The sequence below is a fragment of the Halomonas sp. DP3Y7-2 genome (assembly GCF_019800795.1).
Taxonomy (GTDB): Bacteria; Pseudomonadota; Gammaproteobacteria; order Pseudomonadales; family Halomonadaceae; genus Halomonas; species Halomonas litopenaei_A.
Window position 1 is genome coordinate 200,623 of sequence record NZ_JAHVKJ010000005.1, and the last position, 20,778, is coordinate 221,400.

Sequence of the window (20,778 nt, forward strand, 5' to 3'; positions counted from 1 at the left end):
TGCCCGTCTCGCCCGTGTGAGGGTCGACCCGGTTACCATCGCTCACCTGGGCAGTGCTTGCTTGACTGCCACGGCGTGCATCACTTCTTGTTGTAGAGCTCATTGGGGTCCATCAGCGGGGCGCTGGTGATGCGCGCCTGCTGGTCCTCCAGTCCCACGTAGAAGCAGCTACGACGTCCGGTGTGACAGGCAGGTCCGGTCTGATCGACCTGAAGCAGCAGGGTGTCGCCATCACAGTCCAGCGCAGCGCTTCTCAAATGCTGCTGCTGCCCGGAGGTCTCCCCCTTGCGCCACAGTTTGCTGCGTGAGCGTGAGTAATAGCACACGCGCCCGGTGCTCAGGGTTTCCTGCAGGGCTTCGCGGTTCATCCACGCCATCATCAGCACCTCGCCACTATCGTGCTGCTGGGCAATGGCAGGCAGCAGCCCATCCCCATTGAAACGAACGTGGTTCAGCACCTCTTCGAGGGAGTGGCAACTGTCCTTTGGTTCGCTCTCGAGGCGTTTCATGAAATCGCTCATGGGGCTCCGTTGTCGGTGGAATGGGTAGAGGTTCCGTTGTGGGCTGAGCTATCGTCGCCGCGGGATTGGCACTGCTGGCACAGGCCGTGAAGCTCGATGGTCTGACGCTGTACCTTGAAGCCCAAGGATCGAGCCCGTGCGGACAACTCCTCATTGATATCGTCCAGATGCAGTTCTTCCACGAGCCCGCACTGACGGCAGATCAGCAGTTGAAAGCGATGAGCATGCTCAGGACACGGGCATGCCACATAGGCATTGGAGGACTCGATGCGGTGGACCAGCCCCTGTTCGATCAGAAACTCCAGAGCACGATAGACCGTCGGCGGCCGCGCGGCCGCATGGTCCTTGGCCAGCCGGTCCAGAAGATCATAAGCCTTCAGTCCACCGCAGGCGTCGGCAATAAGCTCGAGCACGCGGCGACGAATCGGCGTGAAGCGTACACCACGTCGGGCGCAGTGTTCTTCAGCCTGTTGCAGCAGGGCGGTATCGGTCATGGGGGCCTAAAAGTGCAAATCCAGATGTCAGTCTACCTGCTGGCTCAGGTGCGAGCCAGCAAGCAGGCGGGTCAGATGGCTTCGGCTGGGCTGTCCTGCAGCTCTCCTTGGCGAGCAAAATGGTGCTGGGCGAAGGCGACCCGTTCGGCTGCATTGCGCGACGTTGTCTGTGCCTCGATCAGGTCCAGGCGACGACGCAACCCCTCACCGTTGGCCATCTGGATGGCCAGGCCTGGCCTCGCGTTGAGCTCAAGCAGCATCGGGCCGCGATCTCGGTCGAGCACCATATCGGTACCCAAGTAGCCAAGACCGGTCATTTCAAAGCAGCCGGAGGCCAGCTCCAGCAGGGTGGTCCAGCCGGTAATCTGCAGGCTGGCCAACTCGTGCCCGGTGTCGGGATGGTCGGTGCGCGCGCGGTCAAACTGGACGCCGCGAACAGCTCGTCCGCTGGCGATATCGATGCCGACGCCTACTGCCCCCTGGTGAAGGTTAGCCTTACCATCCGAAGCAGCGGTGGACAGGCGCATCATCGCCATGACGGGATATCCCTGAAATACGATGACGCGAATATCCGGCACACCTTCATAGGTGTAAGCCGCGAAGGAAGTGTCGAAGTTGATCAGCGCCTCGACCAGCGCCACATCGGGTGCTCCGCCGAGGGAGTAAAGACCGGAGAGGATGTTCGAGACGTGCCTCTCGATGTCCTCGATATCGAGCTCGGCGCCGCTTGGCTTGATGAAATGCCGGCCTTCGACACGTTCGATCACCAGGATGCCCTTGCCGCCGCTGCCCTTGGCCGGCTTGATGACGAAGCCATTATGGCCCGCCAGCATGTCGCCAATCCGCTTGACGCCGAACTGGGTAGACACCGTGCCGATCAACTCGGGGGTGGTGATGCCATACTCCTGAGCGAGCAGTTTGGTCTTGAGCTTGTCGTCCACCAGGGGGTAAAGCTTGCGGCTATTGTATCGGCCGATGTACCGGATGTTGCGCCGGTTCATACCGATAATCCCCTTGGCCCTCAGCTTGCCTGGGCTGGTCCAATCACGCATGAATCAGTCCTCCGTCACCGGCTTGAAGCGCCGGAGTTCGAGCAGGCGATAGCCGGTGTAGTTGCCCAGCAGCAGGATGAAGGCCATCAGGATCAGCTGCAGCCCGAGGAAGTTGAAGGTGATATGGCGAATCCAGGGATTGTTCATGGCCAGGTAAGCCAGCACCGCTGTCAGCAGACTGCCACCACCCTGAATCAGTACCTGCTTGGGGCCTTCTTCCTCCCACAGGATGGACATTCTTTCGATGGTCCAGGACAGAATGATCATCGGGAAGAAGGTGATCGTGAGACCGGCATTAAGCCCGAATCGATAGGACAAGACCGTGAAGATGGAGATGATGGCGATGACCGTTATGATCACCGCCGTCACCCTCGCCACCAGCAATAGATTCAGGTGCGACAGGTAGCTACGAATCACCAGGCCTACCGCCACCACCAGCAGGAAGCCAATCAGGCCGGTCAGCAGGGATGTCTGGATGAAGGCCAGGGCAATCAGCACGGGCATGAAGGTGCCCGAGGTCTTGATTCCCACCAGTACCCGCAGCAGCACCACCACCAGAGCGCCGATGGGAATCAGCAGGATAGTCTGGAACAGCGCCTGTTCTTCCAACGGCAGGCTGTGGATCGAGAAGTTGAGCAGGGTGTCACTGTCTTCCGCCAGCTGGCTTCTGACCGCTGCCGCAGCGGGCTGATTGCGGACCAGCATGGAGAAGGAAATCCGCGAGTCGCTGCCGCCTTCCACTTCCAGAACAGCGTTGCCGGCGCTTTCCCACATCAGCAGGTTGTCGGGTTTGCCCTGTTCACCGGTGGCAGGGTTGAACAGGGCGCGCTGGTCACCGTCGTAGACTTCGATCCAGGAAGTCAGACTCTGGCGGCGGCGTCCGCTCTCGAGCATCAGGCCGTTGACTTCACGCGCGGCAACTCCCGCCTGGTTGAGCAAGCGGACGGCGAGGGGGACACGGTCAAACTGAGTCAGCAGCAGACGGGCGTTCTCGCCCTGACGGTTGTCCGCAAATTCGCTCAGCAGTTCCCGGGCGAAGGTGAAGGCATCCGAGGAGCGGTCCCAGGCACGGTCGATGACCTGCTGGGCAGCAGTATCGTAGGGCCGTTGCCACGCCACATCGCTGACGGGCGGGGGCGGAGGCGGCTCTGATGCCTTGCGTCCGCCTTCGGTCACCAGGACCTGGGCCGTGTAATAGAGACGCTGGTCACCGCTGGCTTCACGGGTGGACCATTCCGCACGGCGCGCGCCATCCTGCTGCAGGAAAGCAAGCCCGTAGCCCGGGGACGCGGTGTGTTCAGTCAGCACCCGGAAACCCGGTTGGGAGGAGGGCAGAGCCATGTCCACCTTGGCCGGCTTGCCATCGCCATCAAAGGTGACCTGAGCCTCGATTTCCCAGACCTGGCGCTGTTCACCCGGGGTCCATGGCACCTCGAATTCCACGTGGCGATGGATGCTTGTAGCGATGCCGACCACCATCAGCAGGGCGACGATCAGATAAAAGGGCAATCTGGACATGGGTCTTCCTTAAACGGGAGCGAAAGGCCAGCCAGCTGAGGGCTGGCACACAGCGTTCGGTCAGGGCTGTTCCTGATCATCACGATCGGCCGCTTCTTCATCAGCGGCTTCGCTGGCGGATTCCCCTCCTGGGAATTCGGGGCGGTCGTGCAGGTAGTGGCGAGCCACATCAATAACGGCAATGTCGAGCAGGAATCGCCGCCCAAGCAGCACCGGGTAGCTCAGGTGGGTACGGTCATTGAGAGTGAACTCAACTTGTTCACGAATGGGACCAAGGGTCATCAGCAGGCTGACCACCGGACGACTTTCCTCACCATTGGCCTGAACGATGGTGACATTGCGCTTGACCGGTGCTTCGATCCACTTGTCTCGCACCGATTCGACCACAGAGTCCTTGTCGTTCAGCCCAAGCTTGAAACGAACCCACTCATCACCATCTCGTTCGAAGGTGGTGACATCGGTGGCGGACAGCGACGAGGTGTTGGCCCCGGAGTCGATTCTCGCCTTCAGATACGTGCCGACGTTGGGCAAGCCGACCCACTCGCTGCGCCCGAGCAGCTCCTTGTTGTCAATGCCAGACTCGGTAGAGGCCTCACACTGGGCAACCTGAACATTGGCCTGTGAGGTGTCTCGATCCAATGCCTCAAGGTCGCTGCGGACGCCGCGGAGCAGACTGCCGACTTCACGGATATCGGCGGTCATGCGCAGGTCCTGGGCGCGCTGGGCGCTCAGCACATCCTCGGTAATGTTGCACTGGCCGGCCAGGCGGGTTTCCAGCCGCTGCATTTCAGCGTGAAATTCTGCCGGCGTAAGAGGCTCGGGGGGCGGTTGTGTATCGACCGGTGCCAGAGCACAGCCTCCCAGCATGACAGCGGCGGCCAGAGGAATCATACAGGTCGGTCGAAGAGGCATGACGCTAGCGTCCTTGTATCGGCATCGGCAAAAAGGTTTGGCTGACGGCCTGCGCCCTAATGACGCATCCGAATGAACCAAATTGAAGGGATGATAAGGAGCGATGCCTGCGCTGTCCATGCTGGCACATGGGCGAAAGGAGGATTCAAGTACCGCTGGGGGCGTGGTTGGTGAAGGCGAGACGCACTGGCGGCGTCGCGGGAAGGTCGCCGGAGCGAAGTCCGTGCGTCATATCCAGCCCAGCACGGGCGTCCTCGCACCATGGAAGTGAACATAGCTACCGACCAAGCCGTCAGCAACGCTCGGTATATCAGCACTCTATGGTAAATATTGTGCCAATTGTCGGTTTCAGCTCTCGTTCAGAACCTGGATCACTGAGCGATATTCGCGCTGTCTTGTCGGCTCAGTGATGCCGGGTTCATACTCAATTGGCTTCTACAGCACTGTCAGGCCCCTTCATGCCGAGGAAACCATCCTGGTGTGGTGCGGATGATGTGCCATAACTTATTGGGGATTGCATTCCTGGCAGGGTCTTGTGACATATCCATGGCCTTCCGGATGTGGGTTTCCTCGCCTGCCTTGGCGGGTTGTCCAAGGCCACCAGGTGCACCTTGTAGAGGGATCGCCCCGGTGTTCTCACCGGAGCGAGCGTGGGAGAGCGATGTGCAGGGGATTACCGCTTGGGGATCACAGTCGCTCCCTGAAGAACGGCACCAGGGCGTCGAGGGCCTGCCGCACCGGTTCGGGTTGGTCATAGAGGTCGTAGTGCGACCAGCCTTCGGCGACGACAATATGCTTATCCTTTGAGGCGGCGCGGCCATAGATCTCCCAACCATCGCGATAGGCACCGAAGCCGCCGGGCTTGTCGCCGATGATCACCATTAACGGCTGGGTCAGCAGTACTTCCGCCTGCAGGAAGGCGTCCCAGCCCATCGCGGCGCTGTTGAAAGAGAACAGCCCACTGGTGGCGCCATTGGGTTGCTGGCCGCGGGGCGACTTGTAGTAGTCGGTGGCCTCCAGCACGTCGATGTCGTTGATACCGTTGTTCCGGCCATCCTCTACCGACGGCGGCAGATAGTCGATGATGTGACGTGGTGCGCCCTGGGCCTCTGCCGTGCGCTGCTGGGCCATGGCTTGAAGCGCGCCGATCGGGTCGAACTCGCTGAAGCTCTCGCGGATCAGTCGACCGAAGTTCACCCCCGTGATTGAGACCAGAGCCTTGATGCGATGATCTGTCATCGCTGCATGGATGGTGTAGCCACCTCCACCGCATACGCCGATGGCGCCGATCCGCTCGGCATCGACATAGGGCAGGGTGACCAGATAGTCGATGGCGAAACGGATGTCGGAGACGCGAATCGCCGGGTCTTCGATATAGCGTGGTGCGCCGCCGCTGGCACCCTGGAAGCTGGCATCGAAGGCCAGCACCACGAAGCCTTGCTCGGCCAGCGCCTTCGCGTAGACATTGCCGGACGTCTGTTCCTTGCAGCTGCCGATGGGATGGGTGCTGACGATGGTCGGATAGCGCCGTTTTTCATCGAAGGCCGGCGGCAGGTAGAGATCAGCCGAGGTTTCCCAGCCGAGATTCTGGTAGCTGACGTTCTGGACATGGCTCATGATGGACTCCTTCACGAATGGTGAGGTTTGACAGACAGTAGAGTGGTAGCTGAAGCACCCGGCAGGCCCCCTCCATAGTTCTGGAGAGGTCTGGATAGCTCTGGCTTTACAGTGTTTCCCGGAAGAACGGGGCCAACACCGATACGGCTTCCTCGACGTAACCGGGTACGTCATACAACGACATGTGATTGGCGTTCTCCACCACATGGAAGCGCTTGTCCTGGCTGGCGGCGCGCGCATACAGGTCATCGCTCATCCACTTGCTGCCCGCCGCGCTGCCGGCCACCACCTGCAGGGGCTGGGTCAGAAAGGCCTCAGCCTTGTGATAGGCATCGTAGGTGATGATCTGGGTGAGGCTTCGAGCCGTCATAAAGCCGGGCGCATTCGGATGCTGGCAGCGCGGGGTGTGGTAGTACTCCCAGGCTTCTGCCAGTTCCTCGTTTGGCGCGTCTTCACGGCGCATCGGTGCCAGGGGCAGGGTGGCCAGATCACCGTTGCCAGCATCTTCGGTACGGGCCTGTGAGCCGTGCTGAATCAGCGGCAGGGCATCTGCATCGGCGACGCTGCCATCCCATCCGTTGCGGAACATCTGGCCGATATTCACCGCGCTCACGGTACCCAGCGCCTTGATGCGGCGGTCGTTAATGGCGGCGTTAGCGGTGTAGCCCCCGCCGGCGCAGACCCCCATGGCGCCGATGCGCTCGGCATCGATGTAAGACTGGGTAGTCAGATAGTCGATCACGGCGCTGATGTCTTCGGTGCGCACGTGGGGGTTCTCCAGCTGGCGGGGCTCGCCGCTGCTCGCACCCTGATACGAGGCATCATAGGCGATGGCCACAACACCGCCCTCCGCCAGGTGCTTGGCGTACAAGCCGGCGGTTTGCTCCTTTACGCCGCCACCAGGGTGCGAGACCACTACGGCGGGATAAGCCTTGCCGTCATCGAAGCCGGCAGGGAAATGAATATCCGCGGCGAGGGTGGTGCCTTGGCCGTTGAGGGTCGGGATGCTGACGCTTTTCATGGTGAGGCTCCTATCGGGATCATAGGGTGTGTACCGCTCAATACCGACAAGATTAGGAGCTCTACTGTTTTCGATAAACGGCTCTATAATGACATGACTGTTAAGTCACGGTTACCAATATGCCCTTGGATCCCACGCAATACCCGGGACTGGTGTGGTTCTTCCACATTGCCCGCCATCGCAGCTTCACCAGGGCCGCCACCGAGATGGAAGTGTCGCGTGCCGCGCTGTCCCAGCAGCTCAAGACTCTGGAGCAGCAGCTGAACGTTCGTCTGTTGAATCGAACCACTCGGAACATGTCATTGACTGAAGAAGGGCAGCGACTTTATGACTCGCTGAAGCCAGCTCTGGGGTCCATTGAGCGGGCCGTCTCAGAAGTGGGCGAGGCCCAGGCGGAGCCGTCGGGTGTCATCCGGATCAATACATCCCGGGTCGCGTCCCGACTGTTGCTGGAACCTCGAATGGACGAATTTCTCGCTCGCTACCCAAAGTTGCGACTGGAGCTCGTCATGAACGATGGCTTTTCCAACATCGTCTCCGAAGGGATGGATGCCGGATTGCGTCTCGGGGAGAGCTTGGATGAGCATATGGTGGCTGTGCCGGTGACGCCGCCGATCGAGATGGCCATCGTTGCCTCTCCCGAGTACATCAAGCGGCACGGTATCCCGACGACGCCAGCCGATCTCGTCCAGCACAACTGTCTGGGTTATCGATTCGCGTCAAGCGGTGCGATCGATCGTTGGGGCTTTACCTCACCAGAGCCAGACGGGCGAAGCCTGGTGTTTGAACCCAAAGGAAACGCGATCTTCAATGATGACGACAGCATGTTGAATGCTGCAGTCAGAGGGGTCGGCTTGGTGAAGCATCTGGATCTGTGCGTCCGTCAGCAACTGTCGGACGGAACCTTGGTTCGGGTACTGCAGCCGTGGTGTCAGCCTTTTTCCGGGTTCTATCTGTACGTGCCATCGCGAGCGCACATGCCTGCCAAGATCCGAGCACTGATTGATTTCCTGGTAGACCAGCGATCGAGCTTCGAGCGGAAGTGATCGCGTGCAAAGGATCTCTTGGCATTGATCCCTGATGAAGGACGGGCCAGGGTAGGGCTCAGTGCTGTCTCGCCATTCGCAGGCTTAAAGCAGCTACCCAAGGCGATGCCTGAGCTCAAGGTATGCCACCAGTCCTGGTATCTCTGGATCAAGCCTGGTATCTCTGGATCAAGCCTGGTATCTCTGGATCCAGCGTTTTCGGGTCTGGGCTATCCAGGTCGATGCTTTCCACATCTCCCTTCACACTGCGCATTTAACATAATATAGATTATGCGAACTATTGAAGAATGGCTCACTGATGGCAGTCCCACCCGTTATTCCCTATATTTACTGTACGACACTTTTACAAGGATCTTTGCAATGTACAGTAAAATCCGATGGGTCGCCGGGCTGGCCGTGCTTCTGATATTGGTGAGTTGCGCCAATGTCGACGTCGCACGCTACGCTGGAACGACGCCGCGGCTCGATATCGCCGAGTACTTCGACGGCCAGACGCGAGCCTGGGGCATGGTCCAAGACTACAGCGGCGAGGTGCAGCGACGCTTCACCGTCGACATTGAAGGTCGCGTCGACGGCGATACCCTGACCCTGGATGAGCGATTCACCTACGCGGACGGTGAAAAGGACCGTCGGGTGTGGACCTTCGAGCGAGGTGACGGTGGACGCTGGCAAGGCCGTGCCAGCGACGTCGAGGGCGTTGTCATGGCACGTCAGGCGGGTCACGCCTTCCACATGCGCTACCCACTCGAGGTTCGTGTCGGCGAGCGGGACATCACCTTCACCATGGATGACTGGATGTACCTGCAGCCAGACGGTCGATTGATCAATCGCACCACCATGTCAAAGTTCGGTGTGACGCTCGGGGAAGTCACACTGGTGTTCGAGCGTACTCCCTAACCCTCCTACTTTTTTTCCTTGAACTGCTGGTAGGTCTCGCGGGCGCGCTCCAGATGTCGTGCCATGGCGGCTCTGGCAGCATCGGGCTGGCGTGACAGGATCGCGTCAAGCACGTCCTGATGCTCCGCCTCCACGCGCTTTAGATAGGTCACGCTGGATTCGGCATTGACTTCGCTGGACGCGAGTTTCGAGCGCGGAATGGCGCTCAGATCCAGCTGTTCCAGCGCCTGGGGGAAAAACGGGTTGTGCGTCGCCTGAGCGATGGCATGGTGAAAGTCGAAATCCTCGTTGCGTGCCTGACTGTGCTGTTGGCGCGCCTTGACGAAGGCTTGGTGAGATTCTTTAAGCCGATCGACATCCGCCAGCTCATGGCGCTCGGCGGCCAATGCCGCCGCCGCAGGCTCAAGGTTCAAGCGCAGTTCAAGCACGTGCAGGATATCTTCTACGGTGGTCGGCCTGATGCGCTTCGCTGGCATGGCTTCTGCGGGCGCCTGGCGAATAACGGTGGTGCCAACCCCACGCCTGGCCTCGACCAGGCCCAGGGATTTCAGATGGGCCACCGCTTCACGGATCACCGTGCGGCTGACGCCAAAGGAGTCGCACAGACCGCTCTCCGTGGGCAGTTTTTCGCCTACAGCGATGGTGCCAGCAGTGATCAACCCCTCCAGTTGGTCAGCCACATTCATGGAAAGGCTGCCCTCACGGGTCAGCTTCTTGACGTTGAGCGGTACCGGTTCCGTTCGGGGTACAGGCTTGGCTGCCATGGTCGATTCCTCTTCAGTGCGCATGCAGGACGCACGTCTTTCCGCAAAGCGTCATTGTAACAGGGTGTTGACGGCGGGTCTTTTAGGCGATCACCGCCGACATTCCTCATTATTTGGTACAGGGTCGCCCGCCTTGGCGATGCGCCACTGTGCCCATTGGTTCAATCATCCGGGTGGCCCTGGGCGGTAAATTTGCCGCCCTGAAAGCGCACGGCAGGGTCGTTCGGGTCCAGGCGCCCTTCCCTTGCCTCCGTCTGGGCTCTCCAGGGCTCCGAGCTGTCCTTGGGTACCCAGCCCAAGAATCCCGCCTCGCGGTTGTCCCACCATTGCTCGGCGTTGTTGGATGCGCCATACACCACGGTATAGCCGAGCTTGGGTGCAACGAAGGCGCGCTCCAATAATGCCACGAAGTCGTCGACGCTCATCCAGGTCGCCAGCATTCGAGTGTCGGCCGGTTCTGGAAAGCAGGAGCCGATCCGCACGGCGAGGGTTTCCACCCCGAATTTGTCAAAATACAGACTGGCCAGGTCCTCGCCGAAGCACTTTGACACCCCATACAAAGAGTCCGGTTTGTGCGGAACCCGGGCATCCAGACGTTCGGTGCGTGGATAGAAGCCGATGGCATGATTGGAGCTGGCGAAGACAATGCGCGAGCACTGCTGCTGCCGAGCCGCCTCGTAGAGATGATAGGTACCCATGATGTTGGCGGGCAGAATCTCCTGCCAGGAGCGCTCTACCGAAACGCCACCGAGGTGAAGAATGCCGTCGCAGCCGTCGACCAGGCGCATGACCGCAGCACCATCAGCGAGGTCTGCCCGCACGACTTCCTCGTTATCTGCCGTTGACCCGCCTGGTAGTTCCGCCACGTCGGACAGCCGAACGTGGCGAGCAAGACGGCCCAGGTGCGGTCGCAGGGCCTGGCCCAGTCCACCCGCTGCGCCGGTTACCAGTAGTCGATTCAGCATGTCAGTCTCCTTGATCTGTACGCCCGTTGAATGTCTCGACGGTTATCTCTATCCCGGCCAGGCTGAGCGTGCTGATGCTCATGCCCATTAACGGCCCGGTCCATCCACCGTTACTCTGCCGACAAGCCTGTTCTCAAGCTATTCAGCTGGCAAATCCATATAGTGTGGCCGGGTTATCGACCAGGATCTTCTGACGTTGCGCTTGTGTTGCCCAGCTCAACAGAATATCCAGCTGGTCAGGGTCGTCCGGGTATTGCTCCCGTGGCACACCGACATGTGGCCAGTTGCTGCCCCACAGGATTCTCTCTGGCGCGTGGGCGATCACCCGTCGAGCAATCGCGCCCACGTCCTCGTACTGGGGTCCTCCGGTCACGCTTGATTCGTAGCCGGCGCAGATCTTGAACCAGGCATTGCCCCGATCCAGCAATCGCACAATCGCGTCTACGCGGCGATCATCAGCGGGAACTGGATCCATGAACTTGCCGATGTGGTCAATGATGTACGGGCAGTCGATGCCTTGTAAGGTTGGCAAGTGCTGGTCCAGCTCTCGGCCATTGAATTGCACCATCAAGTGCCAACCTAGTGGTCGGATCAGCGGCTCGATCTGCTTGAGTTGAGCGATCGGCACGGCGCCACCGGGCAAGTTCATGATCCTGGCACCACGGATGCCTCGCGCGTGCCACTGCTCCAGAGTGCTCATCGAGGTATCGGGGGCCACCACTGCCACACCGCGGGCGCTATCAAGGCCGAGCTGGTCGAGGGAGCTCAGCAAGGCGCCATTGTCGAACTGGTAAGCGTTGGACTGGGTGACGACCACACGGTCCAGCCCCATCCAGCGTTGATAGCGACGCAAGTCGTCGACCGTCGCCAGTTCCTTGATCGGCGGCCCTCCTGGCTGACCTTCAAAGCCCTCGAGATACAGGTGCACGTGGCAGTCGGTAGCACCTGCCGGGGCTACCAGCCGAGGGTGGCGTCCTTCGAGTGGACGGGTATTGGCCGGAATCACAGGTTTGTCTCCTTGAGGGCGAAACGTGTCAGGGCGTCGCGATCGATGTCGATGCCAAGCCCTGGACCATCGGGGATCGACACCCAGCCGGCATCATGCTCCAAAGGCTTAAGCACCACGGCTTGCCGAAAGGGGTTGTGGGTACGGTCAAACTCCATGATGGGCTCGATAGGCTCGCGTCTCGGTGGGTTGGGTGGCAGCGCGGCCATGGCCTGAAGGCTGGCGGCAATACACACCGCAGTACCCCACACATGGGGAATCAACCGCACGCCGTGCAGCGCGGCCATGTCCACCACCCGGCGCATTTCGGTGAAGCCCCCTACCCCACAAATATCCGGCTGGCAGATGTCGATGGCCCGACTGGCGAGCGGCTCTTGCATGGCATAGCGGCCGTGCCAGTTTTCACCACTTGCCACCGGCAGCGGCTGACCTTCACGCACCGCGCGATAGGTCGCTATCTGCTCCGGCAGTACCGGCTCCTCGAACCAGTCCACCCCGAAGGCCGCCGCCTGACGTCCCACTTCAAGTGCTTCGAGCAGATCGTAACCGTGGTTGGCGTCGATCATCAGGCGACGCCGAGAACCGATGGCTTCCCGCACCGCAGCGATGACCCGCAGGTCCTCTTCGACGTTGAAGCCAATCTTGATCTTGACCCCGTTAAAGCCTTCCGCCGTATAGCCGGCGACCTCTGCCGCGATATCGCTGACGCGATCGACGCCATCACGGCGAAAGGATCCAGTGGCGTAGGCCTCTACACGCTCTCTGAAGCGGCCTCCCAGCAACTCGGCAATGCTCGCCCCATAGTGCTTGCCCTTGATATCCCACAAGGCGATGTCGATGCCGCTGAGCGCGGTCATGGTCAGTCCACGCTGGCCTTGATCGCGCAACCGGTTGTACAGCTCGAGCCAGCGCTTTTCATGCTCGAGGGGGTTGGTGCCGATGAGGGACGAAGCATAGGTGGCCACCACCCCCGCGTTGGCCTGGGCCGGTCCCAGGCATTCGCCCCACCCTACGGTGCCATCATCACAGGTGATCTCGACCAGGCAGTGCTGGCGGCGCTCGAAGCGCATGGAGGCACTTTCGAAGGCCTGGTCAAGAGGATGATCCAGTAGATGGGTCTGTACCTTGGCTATCTTCATGGGCGATGCTCCGACGTCTTCGGCAGTGGGTCTAGGGGCGTTCATTGCAGCCAGTTGGGTAGCGCCATGGACAGTGCCGGTACATAGGTCACCAGCATCAGCGCAGCAAACAACGCCAGATAGAACGGCCAGATGGTACGTACGGTCTGCTCGATCTTGATCTTGCCCACCACACTGCCGACGAATAGACAGGCGCCTACCGGTGGCGTGCACAGGCCGAGGCCAAGGTTCATCATCATCATGATGCCGAACTGGATCGGATCCATGCCGAACTGGGTGGCGATGGGCAGAAAAATCGGTGTACAGATCAAAATCAGTGCGGCCATGTCCATGATCATGCCCAGAGCCAGCAGGATCAGGTTGAGCATCAGCAGAATGGCGATGGGATTGTCACTGATGCCCAGCAGCGCCTCGGTGAGCAGCTCCGGTACGCTGTACAGTGCGAGCAGATAGGAAAAGGCTGACGCGCAGCCCACCAGAATCATCACCAGCGCGGTGGTTCGCACCGACTGGTAGACAGCCTGCTTAAACGAGGCCCAGTTGAGCTCGCGATAGACCAGTGCGGTGATGACGATGGCGTAGATCGCACCGAAGGCACCGGACTCGGTCACCGTCAGCACTCCGGAGAGTACGCCGCCGACGATGATCACCGCCGTCAGAAGTCCTGGCAGTGCCGCCGCAAGGCTGACCACCAGCGCCTGCCAGCCGGGGAAAGGCTCGCCCTGATACCCTCGTTTCACCGCGACCAGATAGGCAGCCAAGGCCAGTAGCGCGCACATCACGATGCCCGGCACGATGCCCGCCATGAACAGCTGGGTGATGGACAGACCGCCACCGGCTGCCACGGCATACAGAATCATGTTGTGACTGGGGGGGATGACGACGCCGGCCACCGACGAGGTGACGGTGACATTGACCGCATAGTCTGCGTCATAGCCCTTTTCCTTCATGACCGGAATCAGAATGGAGCCCAGCGCCGAGGTGTCGGCCACCGCAGACCCTGAAATGCCACCGAACAGCATCGATGAGGTGACGTTAACCACCCCCAGTCCGCCTCGCACACGGCCCACCGCAGCGGAGGCGAGCCTGACCAGACGCTGGGAAATTCCCCCATGCAGCATCAGTTCGCCGGCGAAAATAAAGAACGGAATCGCCAGCAGGGAAAATACCGAGATACCAGAGAGAATCCGCTGGAACGCGACAAACAGCGGCAGGCCCTCGTAAAGGAAGCCGCCTACGGCGGCTAACCCAACCGCAAAGGCAACGGGAGCACCCACCGCAAGCCCGAGTGCGAACAGCCCAAAGACGATCGCCAGTCCCATGTTCAGGTCTCCTGTGTGGATGTCGGGTGGCCAGCGAGCCGCCGGACAATGTTGACCAGGGCGAATAGCGACATCAGCACGCCGCAGATCACCAAGGGGGCCGCACGCCAACTTTCAGAAAGCCCGAGCATGGGAATCGGCCGGGCCAGGTTGGTCATCATCAACAGCCAGCCCTGCCACGCCATGAAACCGCCAAAGGCCAGCACAAACAGGTCAGCAAGATGGTGCATCAGCGTCTTTATCGGTCCGGGCATGGCATCCCTGAGCAGATCGATGGACAGATGAGCGTTGTGGCGAACCCCCGCTGCGGTGCCAAGGCACGTGATGTACACCACGCACAGCAAGGCGGATTGCTCCACCCAGGTGGGCGTGTCATTGAGGATGTAGCGACCAAACACCAACCAGCCGAAGGTGATGATCAAAAACACCAGCAAGACCCCTGCCACCATGATGCAGCCGTTGGCCAGGCTATCCAGCAGCCGGTCCAGCGTATCCGGCGGCTGCCGCTGATAGCGAATGGAGCGGGATTCAGGCGACGCCGGCGGAAAGGCCCCGCGGCGCGTCGACGTTGACCCTTGCGAGGCGCTGGGTACTGGCTCCGCCGAAGACGATTGATGGGGTGCTTTCACACAGATACCTCCCTGCCAGCCCCATGCAGTGGCCGGCCTAGCCTGATCGCAGAGGAAACACGGCATCATCGCCTGAGCGCATGAGTTGTTGCGTTGCGCGGTGCTCGAACACCTCGCCTATGCCGCATGGGCTCCGACTTCTTCGCTTCCGGAGCCTTGCGTGTCATTGCGCTCGGCTGATGTCGTCAGTGCTTCCTTGGGCTGACGATGTCAGCGCGTCCGTGAGGTTAGTCGGCCTGCGCCGCGCGAATGTCATCGACCAGAGATGCAAGGTCGGGGTTATCGCTCAGGAAGCCGTCATAGACCGGTTCCATCAGCGTCTGGAAGGCCGTCTTGTCGGGCACTTCATTGATTTCGACGCCGGCATCAAGCGCCTTTTGACGGCTGGCCTCGGTGCGCTGGGCCCACAGCTCCCGTTGCTCGCTGGTGGCGATCGCCGCTGCCTCCCTGATGGCCGCCTGATCGTCGGCCGAGAGCTGCTCCCAGCTACTTCTGGCCACACACAGGCACTCTGGAATCACCAGGTGATTGGTCAGCGAGTAATAGCGGGCTACCTCGTAATGACCGCTGGACTCATAGGAGGGGAAATTGTTTTCCGCACCATCGATCACACCCGTGGTCAGCGACTGATAGACTTCCCCGTAGGCCATCGGCGTGGCATTACCGCCAAGAGCGTCGATCATCTCCACGTACAGGTCGTTGTTCATCACCCGCACCTTCATGCCCTTGACATCATCAGGGGTCTGCACCGGATGATCGGTGTTGTAGAGGCTGCGTGATCCGGCGCCAAACCAGCCAATAGCGATCAAGCCTTGTTCTTCCATGGCAGCAGCGAAGCGGTCACCGATCTCGCCGTCCATCAGCTCATACATGGCCTCTTCGCTTTCAAAGATGAACGGCAGTGACAGCACATTGGCCGCAGGCACCATGGGCCCCATCGGTCCCATGTTGAAATTGCCGAAGTCCAGCGCTCCATTGCGTGTCTGCTCTATGGCGTCGGGCTGATCTCCCAATACGGCATTGTGGTAGACCTTGGGGGTGATCCTGCCGTCGGTCTTGTCATCGACCTGCTTGGCAAAGGTCTCGAGCGCAATGCTATTGGGATACTCCGGTGGGTGAATGTTCCATCCCCGCCACTGTTCCGCCATGGCGGGGGTAGCAACAAGTCCCACGCTGGCAGTAACGGCAGCAAGGATGGCGGCGTTGGTGGCATGACGTGCAGAACACATGGCGAGACCTCGTATCGATGTTATTGCTGTTGTTGTCATCTCTGGCGCCCGGAGGAATGCCCTACCCTGCGGCTTCCCCGTCTGACGCCAGGCTCACACCTGACGTTGTTATATTATGTATGACAAAGTAGTGTCTTGAGCATCCAGATCGCAAGTCGCAAATAACATCTTTTGACTAAAGTGCAAGGTCTTCCTGTGAGCCAGCAACGGGACATATGAGCGCGAGTGTTATCTCGGCGAGATACGGAAGCGGCGCGAGTTCGAGCTGCATCGCGCCGATGCCAGACACCACCAGTGACCTTTGGTGGGCAGCGGAAACACGCAATGTGTCAATAGTTGTAAATCCGCAATTCCAGAGCCGATATGGGCACGGCCTGACCTGAGCCTGGCGCTCGCAGGCAGGAGCGCCCTGGTGTCATGTGGTGCTCGGTAAGTGACGCGGCTACCACCATTGGCATGTGCAACCGTTCCTGGACCGCCGCGTGTCTCAAGCGGCCTTCCCGCCCTGCACAAAGGCCCTAGAAGGCCCAGGCGGCGGACAAGGAGACGGTGTCGCCGTCAAAGCGGTTTTCCGAGGACACGTCGTGAAGCCACTTGCCGATCAGCGTGACCGGTGTCTGCCCGAGGGAAACACTCTTCATGAAGGCCGGCCCCACCCCTGCTCCACTACTGCGAAAGCCATCATCCAGACGGTCGGGCACCGGCCCGGAGTCCGACTCCAGCTGCTCGTAGACATAACCGGCTACGCCAAGGCCGAAACCCGGCGTCACATATTTGGCGGCCAACACATCCAGGTGAAATTCGTCCCCGGTCGTATAATCGGTGGCATCGTTCTCGAAGTTGAACAGGATGCCAGCCGTCAGTGACAGGTCCCAGCCGCTTGCCGGTAGCCAGCTATAGGTGATTGTCGGGTCGATGGCCCAATAGTGGCGCCCCAGATTGATGCGATCATCTTCGTCGTAGCGTCCCACCGGGATATTCACTCCCACCGCTGCGGTGGTGTGATGCGCGCCGTTGGCCCAATTCAACGCAATGGGCACCAGGTACGGGTCACCGAAGCCATCATTGCTGCCCGTGCTGAAGCGCTCTTGCCCGGCAAATTCGGCGTTGAGATCTACGCTGACATCAAACACATAGGGAATGTTGATGCCAGCAATGTAGGTAGCCCCCAGCCATTCCACGTCTGTGACCCAGGTCAGCTTCAGCAGGTTGAACCACAGGGTCTGCTCAAGGCCCGCATCCAGTCTACCGCCCAAAGGTCTGGCACCGATCTCCCCTTCGTAACGCACCAGATCATTGCGCGCGTAGACGCCGGGCGGCGGTGCAAGCCCGGCAGCAAAATCGTTATAGGCCCCGGGAACATAGATACTGCTTGCGCCCTCTGAAGCGTGGGCGGAGGCCGCGATCGAAAGGAGCAACGGGGCTGCGAACACCGATAGCCAAGGACGGGACGGGCGCCCTTCCAGACGGGGGTAGCGGTAGTCGGCAGCAAGACAACGGGCAGGCATGGTCAGCGCTTCCATCAGATGGTGTGAAGCAAAGTATAGGGGGGCTGCCCAACTTTTTGGCACAATTTGCAAATTGCCTGACGTAGCGACGGATCCAACGAGACGTCGTGGCCGCATTGGCAGCGACGTCAGTGACGGCGTCTTGTTTCAATCTGCGCCAACGTTGGCATGTCAAAACGACAGCGGCGCCCACCAGGGGGCGCCGCTGTTGTGCTTGGCTGTTATGGCCATCACACCGTTCAGTCATCGGCCGGAGCGTAGGAGCCATCCTCGCGATGCACTTCCTTGCCGGTCAGTCCCGGTGTGAAGACACAGGCCAGGTGCATGGTCTTGCTGGCCCGCAGCAGGTGCTCGTCATGCTGGTCCAGGATATAGATATCACCTGGCTTGATCGGCCAGATCTTGCCGTCGGCCAGAGTCTCGACCTCTCCTTCTCCTTCGATGCAGTAGACCGCCTCGAAGTGATGCTTGTAATGGATGTGAGTCTCGGTGCCTTCGAAGATACGCGTGATATGGAACGAGCACTGACCGCCATCATCGGCGAGCATCAGTCGGGTGCTGTCCCAGTTACCGTTTTCTGCCTTGACCAGGCGATCGGTTTGACGTGCTTCTTCCAAGTTACGAACGATCATTGAACACTCCATTGTCAGGGGATTTCGACAGGCCATGGTGCACCATCCCTCGGGACGTTGGTGCCACCATGACCCTCGATCTTATCAGGCCGTGACTATCTCAGGGCTAAGCCAGGATTAGCCGGTCCTGAGGATCTCAGCTAAGCGCCTCGTGGGTACTGCGCTCGAGGATATCGAGGCCTTCGAGCAAGTCTTCATCGGTGATGGTCAGCGGGCAGAGGCACTTCACCACTTCACCGTCTTGGCCACTGGTCTCGATGACCAGGCCGTTTTCAAAGGCCTTGGCGGTAATCTTGTCTGCCACTTCACCGTTTTGAACGTCGATGCCACGCATCAGTCCGCGGCCCCGCTCCGACGCGGTGTAACCCTTGTCATTCAGCCAGGCGGCAATCTTCTGGAAGCGTTCCTCGACGATGCGTGCCTTGCGCTGGACATCACGCTCGAAGGTATCGTCGCTCCAGTACTTGCGCATGGCTGCTGCAGCGGTCACGAAGGCCAGGTTGAAGCCACGGAAGGTACCGTTGTACTGGCCGGGCTTCCACTTGTCGAGTTCGGGACGCATCAAGACGTGGGCGAACGGCAGGCCGAACGCGGACAGCGACTTGGAGTTGGTCACGATGTCCGGTGTGATGCCCGCATGCTCAAAGCTGAAGAACTTGCCGGTGCGGCCGCAGCCCGCCTGGATATCATCAATGATCAAGAGGATATCGTGGTCGCGGCAAATCTTTTCGAGTCGCTTGAGCCACTCGAGCCCGGCGACGTTGATACCGCCCTCACCCTGAACGGTTTCCACAATCACGCCCGCAGGCACGTCCAGGCCGCCGGACTTGTCACCGAGGAGCTTTTCAAAGTAATCCAGCGTATCTGTCTCGCTGCCCATGTAGCCATCAAACGGCAGGAAGGATGCGCCTTGGGTCGGGATGCCGCCGGTGGCTTCACGGAACTTGCGATTACCGGTGGTGGCAAGCGCCCCCATGGTGACGCCGTGGAAGCCATTGGTGAAGGTCACGATGTTGTGACGTCCCTTGGCCACGCGGGCCAGACGAATGGCCGCTTCCACCGCATTGGTGCCGGTCGGACCAGGCAGGTGGACCTTGTAGTCAAGACCACGCGGCTTGAGGATCACCTCTTCGAGGGTCTCGAGATAGTCGCGCTTGGCGGCCGTCCAGAAGTCGAGACCGTGAATGATGCCGTCGGTGGCCAGGTAGTCGACCAGCGCCTGCTTGAGGTGCGGGTTGTTGTGCCCGTAGTTGAGGGTACCTGCACCGGCAAGAAAGTCGATGTACTCGCGACCGGTCTCGTCTGTCAGGCGAGCATTCTGCGCCTTGGTGAATACGACCGGAAAGGAACGAGAATAGGTACGAACGTCGGATTCCATGCGTTCGAGGATCTGGGTCTGCATTGGTGACCTCCTGTCGGGTTCGTAAGCAGTGAATCTGAATGAGGAGAGAATGGCGAAGCGTCGGTAAATGCCTCGCCATCAAGTGATGGAGCTAGATGCGTGTGGTATCGAACGGACCGATGCGCACGAGGTTTTCGGGATCGTGCTCACCACCTAGCTGGTCAGTGGAGAAATACTCGCGACTGTTAAGCGGGGCCTGCCAGCGATCTGCCAAGCGTCGAAACAATCCCCACGAGGCCTGGTTATCAGGCGTGATGGTGGTCTCGAGGTGGTGTACCTCGGTGAATTCTGGTCGCGTCAGAATGGCCTCGACCAAGCGCCGTGCCAGTCCGGTTCCGCGGGCCTTCTCGCCCACCGCTACCTGCCACAGGAAGTAGGTGTCCGGGGCATTGCTTTTCACGTAGCCAGAGACGAAGCCGACGATTTCCCCTTCCTCGTTGGTGGCAACCGCACAGCTGTCACGGAACTGGGTTGCCAGCAGCAGATAGGCATAGGCGGAATTGACGTCCAGCGGAGGGCACGACTTGACCAGCTCGTAAATCCCCCAGCCGTCTTCGGGATTGGACTTGCGAATAAACAGCGGCGCCTCTTCGTGCCCGACCACTGCATCTGCCACGGTGGGCTTGGCGAGGTCGGCGGAAGGTGTGAAGGGCTCAGTGCTTGCAGTCATGTTCGTTATGCTTCGCTGTAGCGAATTTGGACAGCCATTATAACAGTCGATTATGACATTTCAAAATCTGGATTATTCTTAAGCCTCAGAATCATAACAAAATGTTATGCGAGCGCCGAAGCGCCCGTGGTTGGGCGCCTTGGTACCGGCAGTAGCCGCCAACGCTTGCCAGCGACTCGAATGTCAGCCCAGGCCCCCGTTCTTGAGGTGCGTATCGACACTCCTGGATCATGAAATACGTACCTCAATGAGTATAGAAGGCGCTTGACGAACGGCCAGCTTCCGTTTTTCTCATCGCCTCAGCAACGCCAACTGCTGTGAAATCCGCCACAACCTGTCACTAACTTCGCGGATTCGCGCTCCCGCTATGGGCAATGTCTGAAAGTGCGCAGCTCCTCGCTGCGTCACGGTTTCACAATGCTTAGGATCCTTCT

Annotated in this window: 20 protein-coding genes; 2 read left to right on the forward strand and 18 right to left on the reverse strand. The window is 60.0% G+C overall.

From position 1 onward, the window contains the following. Positions 1–80: 80 nt before the first annotated feature. The 7 genes from hisI to KUV45_RS06250 all read right to left on the reverse strand — a co-directional run bounded on the left by hisI (position 81) and on the right by KUV45_RS06250 (position 7,135). Positions 81–521 (reverse strand): phosphoribosyl-AMP cyclohydrolase, encoded by a 441-nt coding sequence (hisI, locus tag KUV45_RS06220; RefSeq protein ID WP_222163810.1) that lies wholly within the window; start codon positions 519–521, stop codon positions 81–83. After that, positions 518–1,015: a transcriptional repressor gene (locus KUV45_RS06225; protein ID WP_206938751.1), complete on the reverse strand. Its 498-nt coding sequence runs from the start codon at positions 1,013–1,015 to the stop codon at positions 518–520. The genes hisI and KUV45_RS06225 overlap by 4 nt, the downstream gene beginning before the upstream one ends. Positions 1,016–1,086: 71 nt before the next feature. Beyond that, positions 1,087–2,067, reverse strand: coding sequence for an alpha-L-glutamate ligase-like protein (locus KUV45_RS06230; RefSeq protein WP_206938750.1), 981 nt, complete (start codon positions 2,065–2,067; stop codon positions 1,087–1,089). A gap of 3 nt (positions 2,068–2,070) precedes the next feature. Then, complete coding sequence (locus KUV45_RS06235; RefSeq protein ID WP_206938748.1) at positions 2,071–3,585, reverse strand: inactive transglutaminase family protein; 1,515 nt, start codon at positions 3,583–3,585, stop codon at positions 2,071–2,073. Positions 3,586–3,645: 60 nt separating this feature from the next. Continuing rightward, the gene (locus KUV45_RS06240) at positions 3,646–4,497 is read right to left on the reverse strand and encodes an ATP-dependent zinc protease (protein WP_206938746.1); all 852 of its coding nucleotides are present in this window, start codon (positions 4,495–4,497) and stop codon (positions 3,646–3,648) included. A 687-nt stretch (positions 4,498–5,184) separates the two neighbouring features. After that, positions 5,185–6,114 (reverse strand): alpha/beta hydrolase, encoded by a 930-nt coding sequence (locus tag KUV45_RS06245; RefSeq protein ID WP_222163811.1) that lies wholly within the window; start codon positions 6,112–6,114, stop codon positions 5,185–5,187. A 106-nt stretch (positions 6,115–6,220) separates the two neighbouring features. After that, positions 6,221–7,135: an alpha/beta hydrolase gene (locus tag KUV45_RS06250; protein ID WP_206938742.1), complete on the reverse strand. Its 915-nt coding sequence runs from the start codon at positions 7,133–7,135 to the stop codon at positions 6,221–6,223. A gap of 119 nt (positions 7,136–7,254) precedes the next feature. On the opposite strand from KUV45_RS06250, the gene KUV45_RS06255 reads away from it, so the two are divergent. Continuing rightward, positions 7,255–8,181: a LysR family transcriptional regulator gene (locus KUV45_RS06255; protein ID WP_222163812.1), complete on the forward strand. Its 927-nt coding sequence runs from the start codon at positions 7,255–7,257 to the stop codon at positions 8,179–8,181. Between the two features lie 360 nt (positions 8,182–8,541). Beyond that, positions 8,542–9,078: a DUF3833 domain-containing protein gene (locus KUV45_RS06260; protein ID WP_206938738.1), complete on the forward strand. Its 537-nt coding sequence runs from the start codon at positions 8,542–8,544 to the stop codon at positions 9,076–9,078. 5 nt (positions 9,079–9,083) lie between these two features. Here KUV45_RS06260 and KUV45_RS06265 read toward each other — a convergent pair whose 3' ends face one another. The 11 genes from KUV45_RS06265 to ectA all read right to left on the reverse strand — a co-directional run bounded on the left by KUV45_RS06265 (position 9,084) and on the right by ectA (position 20,344). Then, a complete protein-coding gene (locus KUV45_RS06265; protein ID WP_222163813.1) occupies positions 9,084–9,842 on the reverse strand; it encodes a FadR/GntR family transcriptional regulator in 759 nt (252 codons plus the stop codon). 161 nt (positions 9,843–10,003) lie between these two features. Beyond that, positions 10,004–10,807: an NAD(P)-dependent oxidoreductase gene (locus KUV45_RS06270; protein WP_206938735.1), complete on the reverse strand. Its 804-nt coding sequence runs from the start codon at positions 10,805–10,807 to the stop codon at positions 10,004–10,006. A 142-nt stretch (positions 10,808–10,949) separates the two neighbouring features. Further along, on the reverse strand, positions 10,950–11,813 hold the full coding sequence (locus KUV45_RS06275) for an amidohydrolase family protein (protein ID WP_224852102.1): 864 nt from the start codon (positions 11,811–11,813) through the stop codon (positions 10,950–10,952). Continuing rightward, a complete protein-coding gene (locus tag KUV45_RS06280; protein ID WP_222163814.1) occupies positions 11,810–12,952 on the reverse strand; it encodes a mandelate racemase/muconate lactonizing enzyme family protein in 1,143 nt (380 codons plus the stop codon). Before KUV45_RS06280 ends, KUV45_RS06275 begins: the two co-directional genes overlap by 4 nt. Positions 12,953–12,993: 41 nt before the next feature. After that, positions 12,994–14,274 carry a TRAP transporter large permease gene (locus tag KUV45_RS06285; protein ID WP_206938731.1) on the reverse strand — a complete coding sequence of 427 codons (1,281 nt, stop codon included), beginning with the start codon at positions 14,272–14,274 and terminating at the stop codon, positions 12,994–12,996. Positions 14,275–14,276: 2 nt separating this feature from the next. After that, a complete protein-coding gene (locus tag KUV45_RS06290; RefSeq protein ID WP_224852101.1) occupies positions 14,277–14,903 on the reverse strand; it encodes a TRAP transporter small permease in 627 nt (208 codons plus the stop codon). Positions 14,904–15,130: 227 nt separating this feature from the next. After that, positions 15,131–16,132 carry a TRAP transporter substrate-binding protein gene (locus KUV45_RS06295; protein ID WP_222163815.1) on the reverse strand — a complete coding sequence of 334 codons (1,002 nt, stop codon included), beginning with the start codon at positions 16,130–16,132 and terminating at the stop codon, positions 15,131–15,133. 518 nt (positions 16,133–16,650) lie between these two features. Next, positions 16,651–17,640 (reverse strand): transporter, encoded by a 990-nt coding sequence (locus KUV45_RS06300; RefSeq protein ID WP_222163816.1) that lies wholly within the window; start codon positions 17,638–17,640, stop codon positions 16,651–16,653. Positions 17,641–17,879: 239 nt separating this feature from the next. Next, entirely contained in the window at positions 17,880–18,272 is a 393-nt protein-coding gene (locus KUV45_RS06305) for an ectoine synthase (RefSeq protein WP_206938725.1), read from the reverse strand. 136 nt (positions 18,273–18,408) lie between these two features. Next, complete coding sequence (gene ectB, locus KUV45_RS06310; RefSeq protein ID WP_222163817.1) at positions 18,409–19,674, reverse strand: diaminobutyrate--2-oxoglutarate transaminase; 1,266 nt, start codon at positions 19,672–19,674, stop codon at positions 18,409–18,411. 91 nt (positions 19,675–19,765) lie between these two features. Beyond that, positions 19,766–20,344, reverse strand: a complete 579-nt coding sequence (gene ectA, locus KUV45_RS06315) for a diaminobutyrate acetyltransferase (RefSeq protein WP_222163818.1) — start codon at positions 20,342–20,344, stop codon at positions 19,766–19,768. Positions 20,345–20,778: the final 434 nt, after the last annotated feature.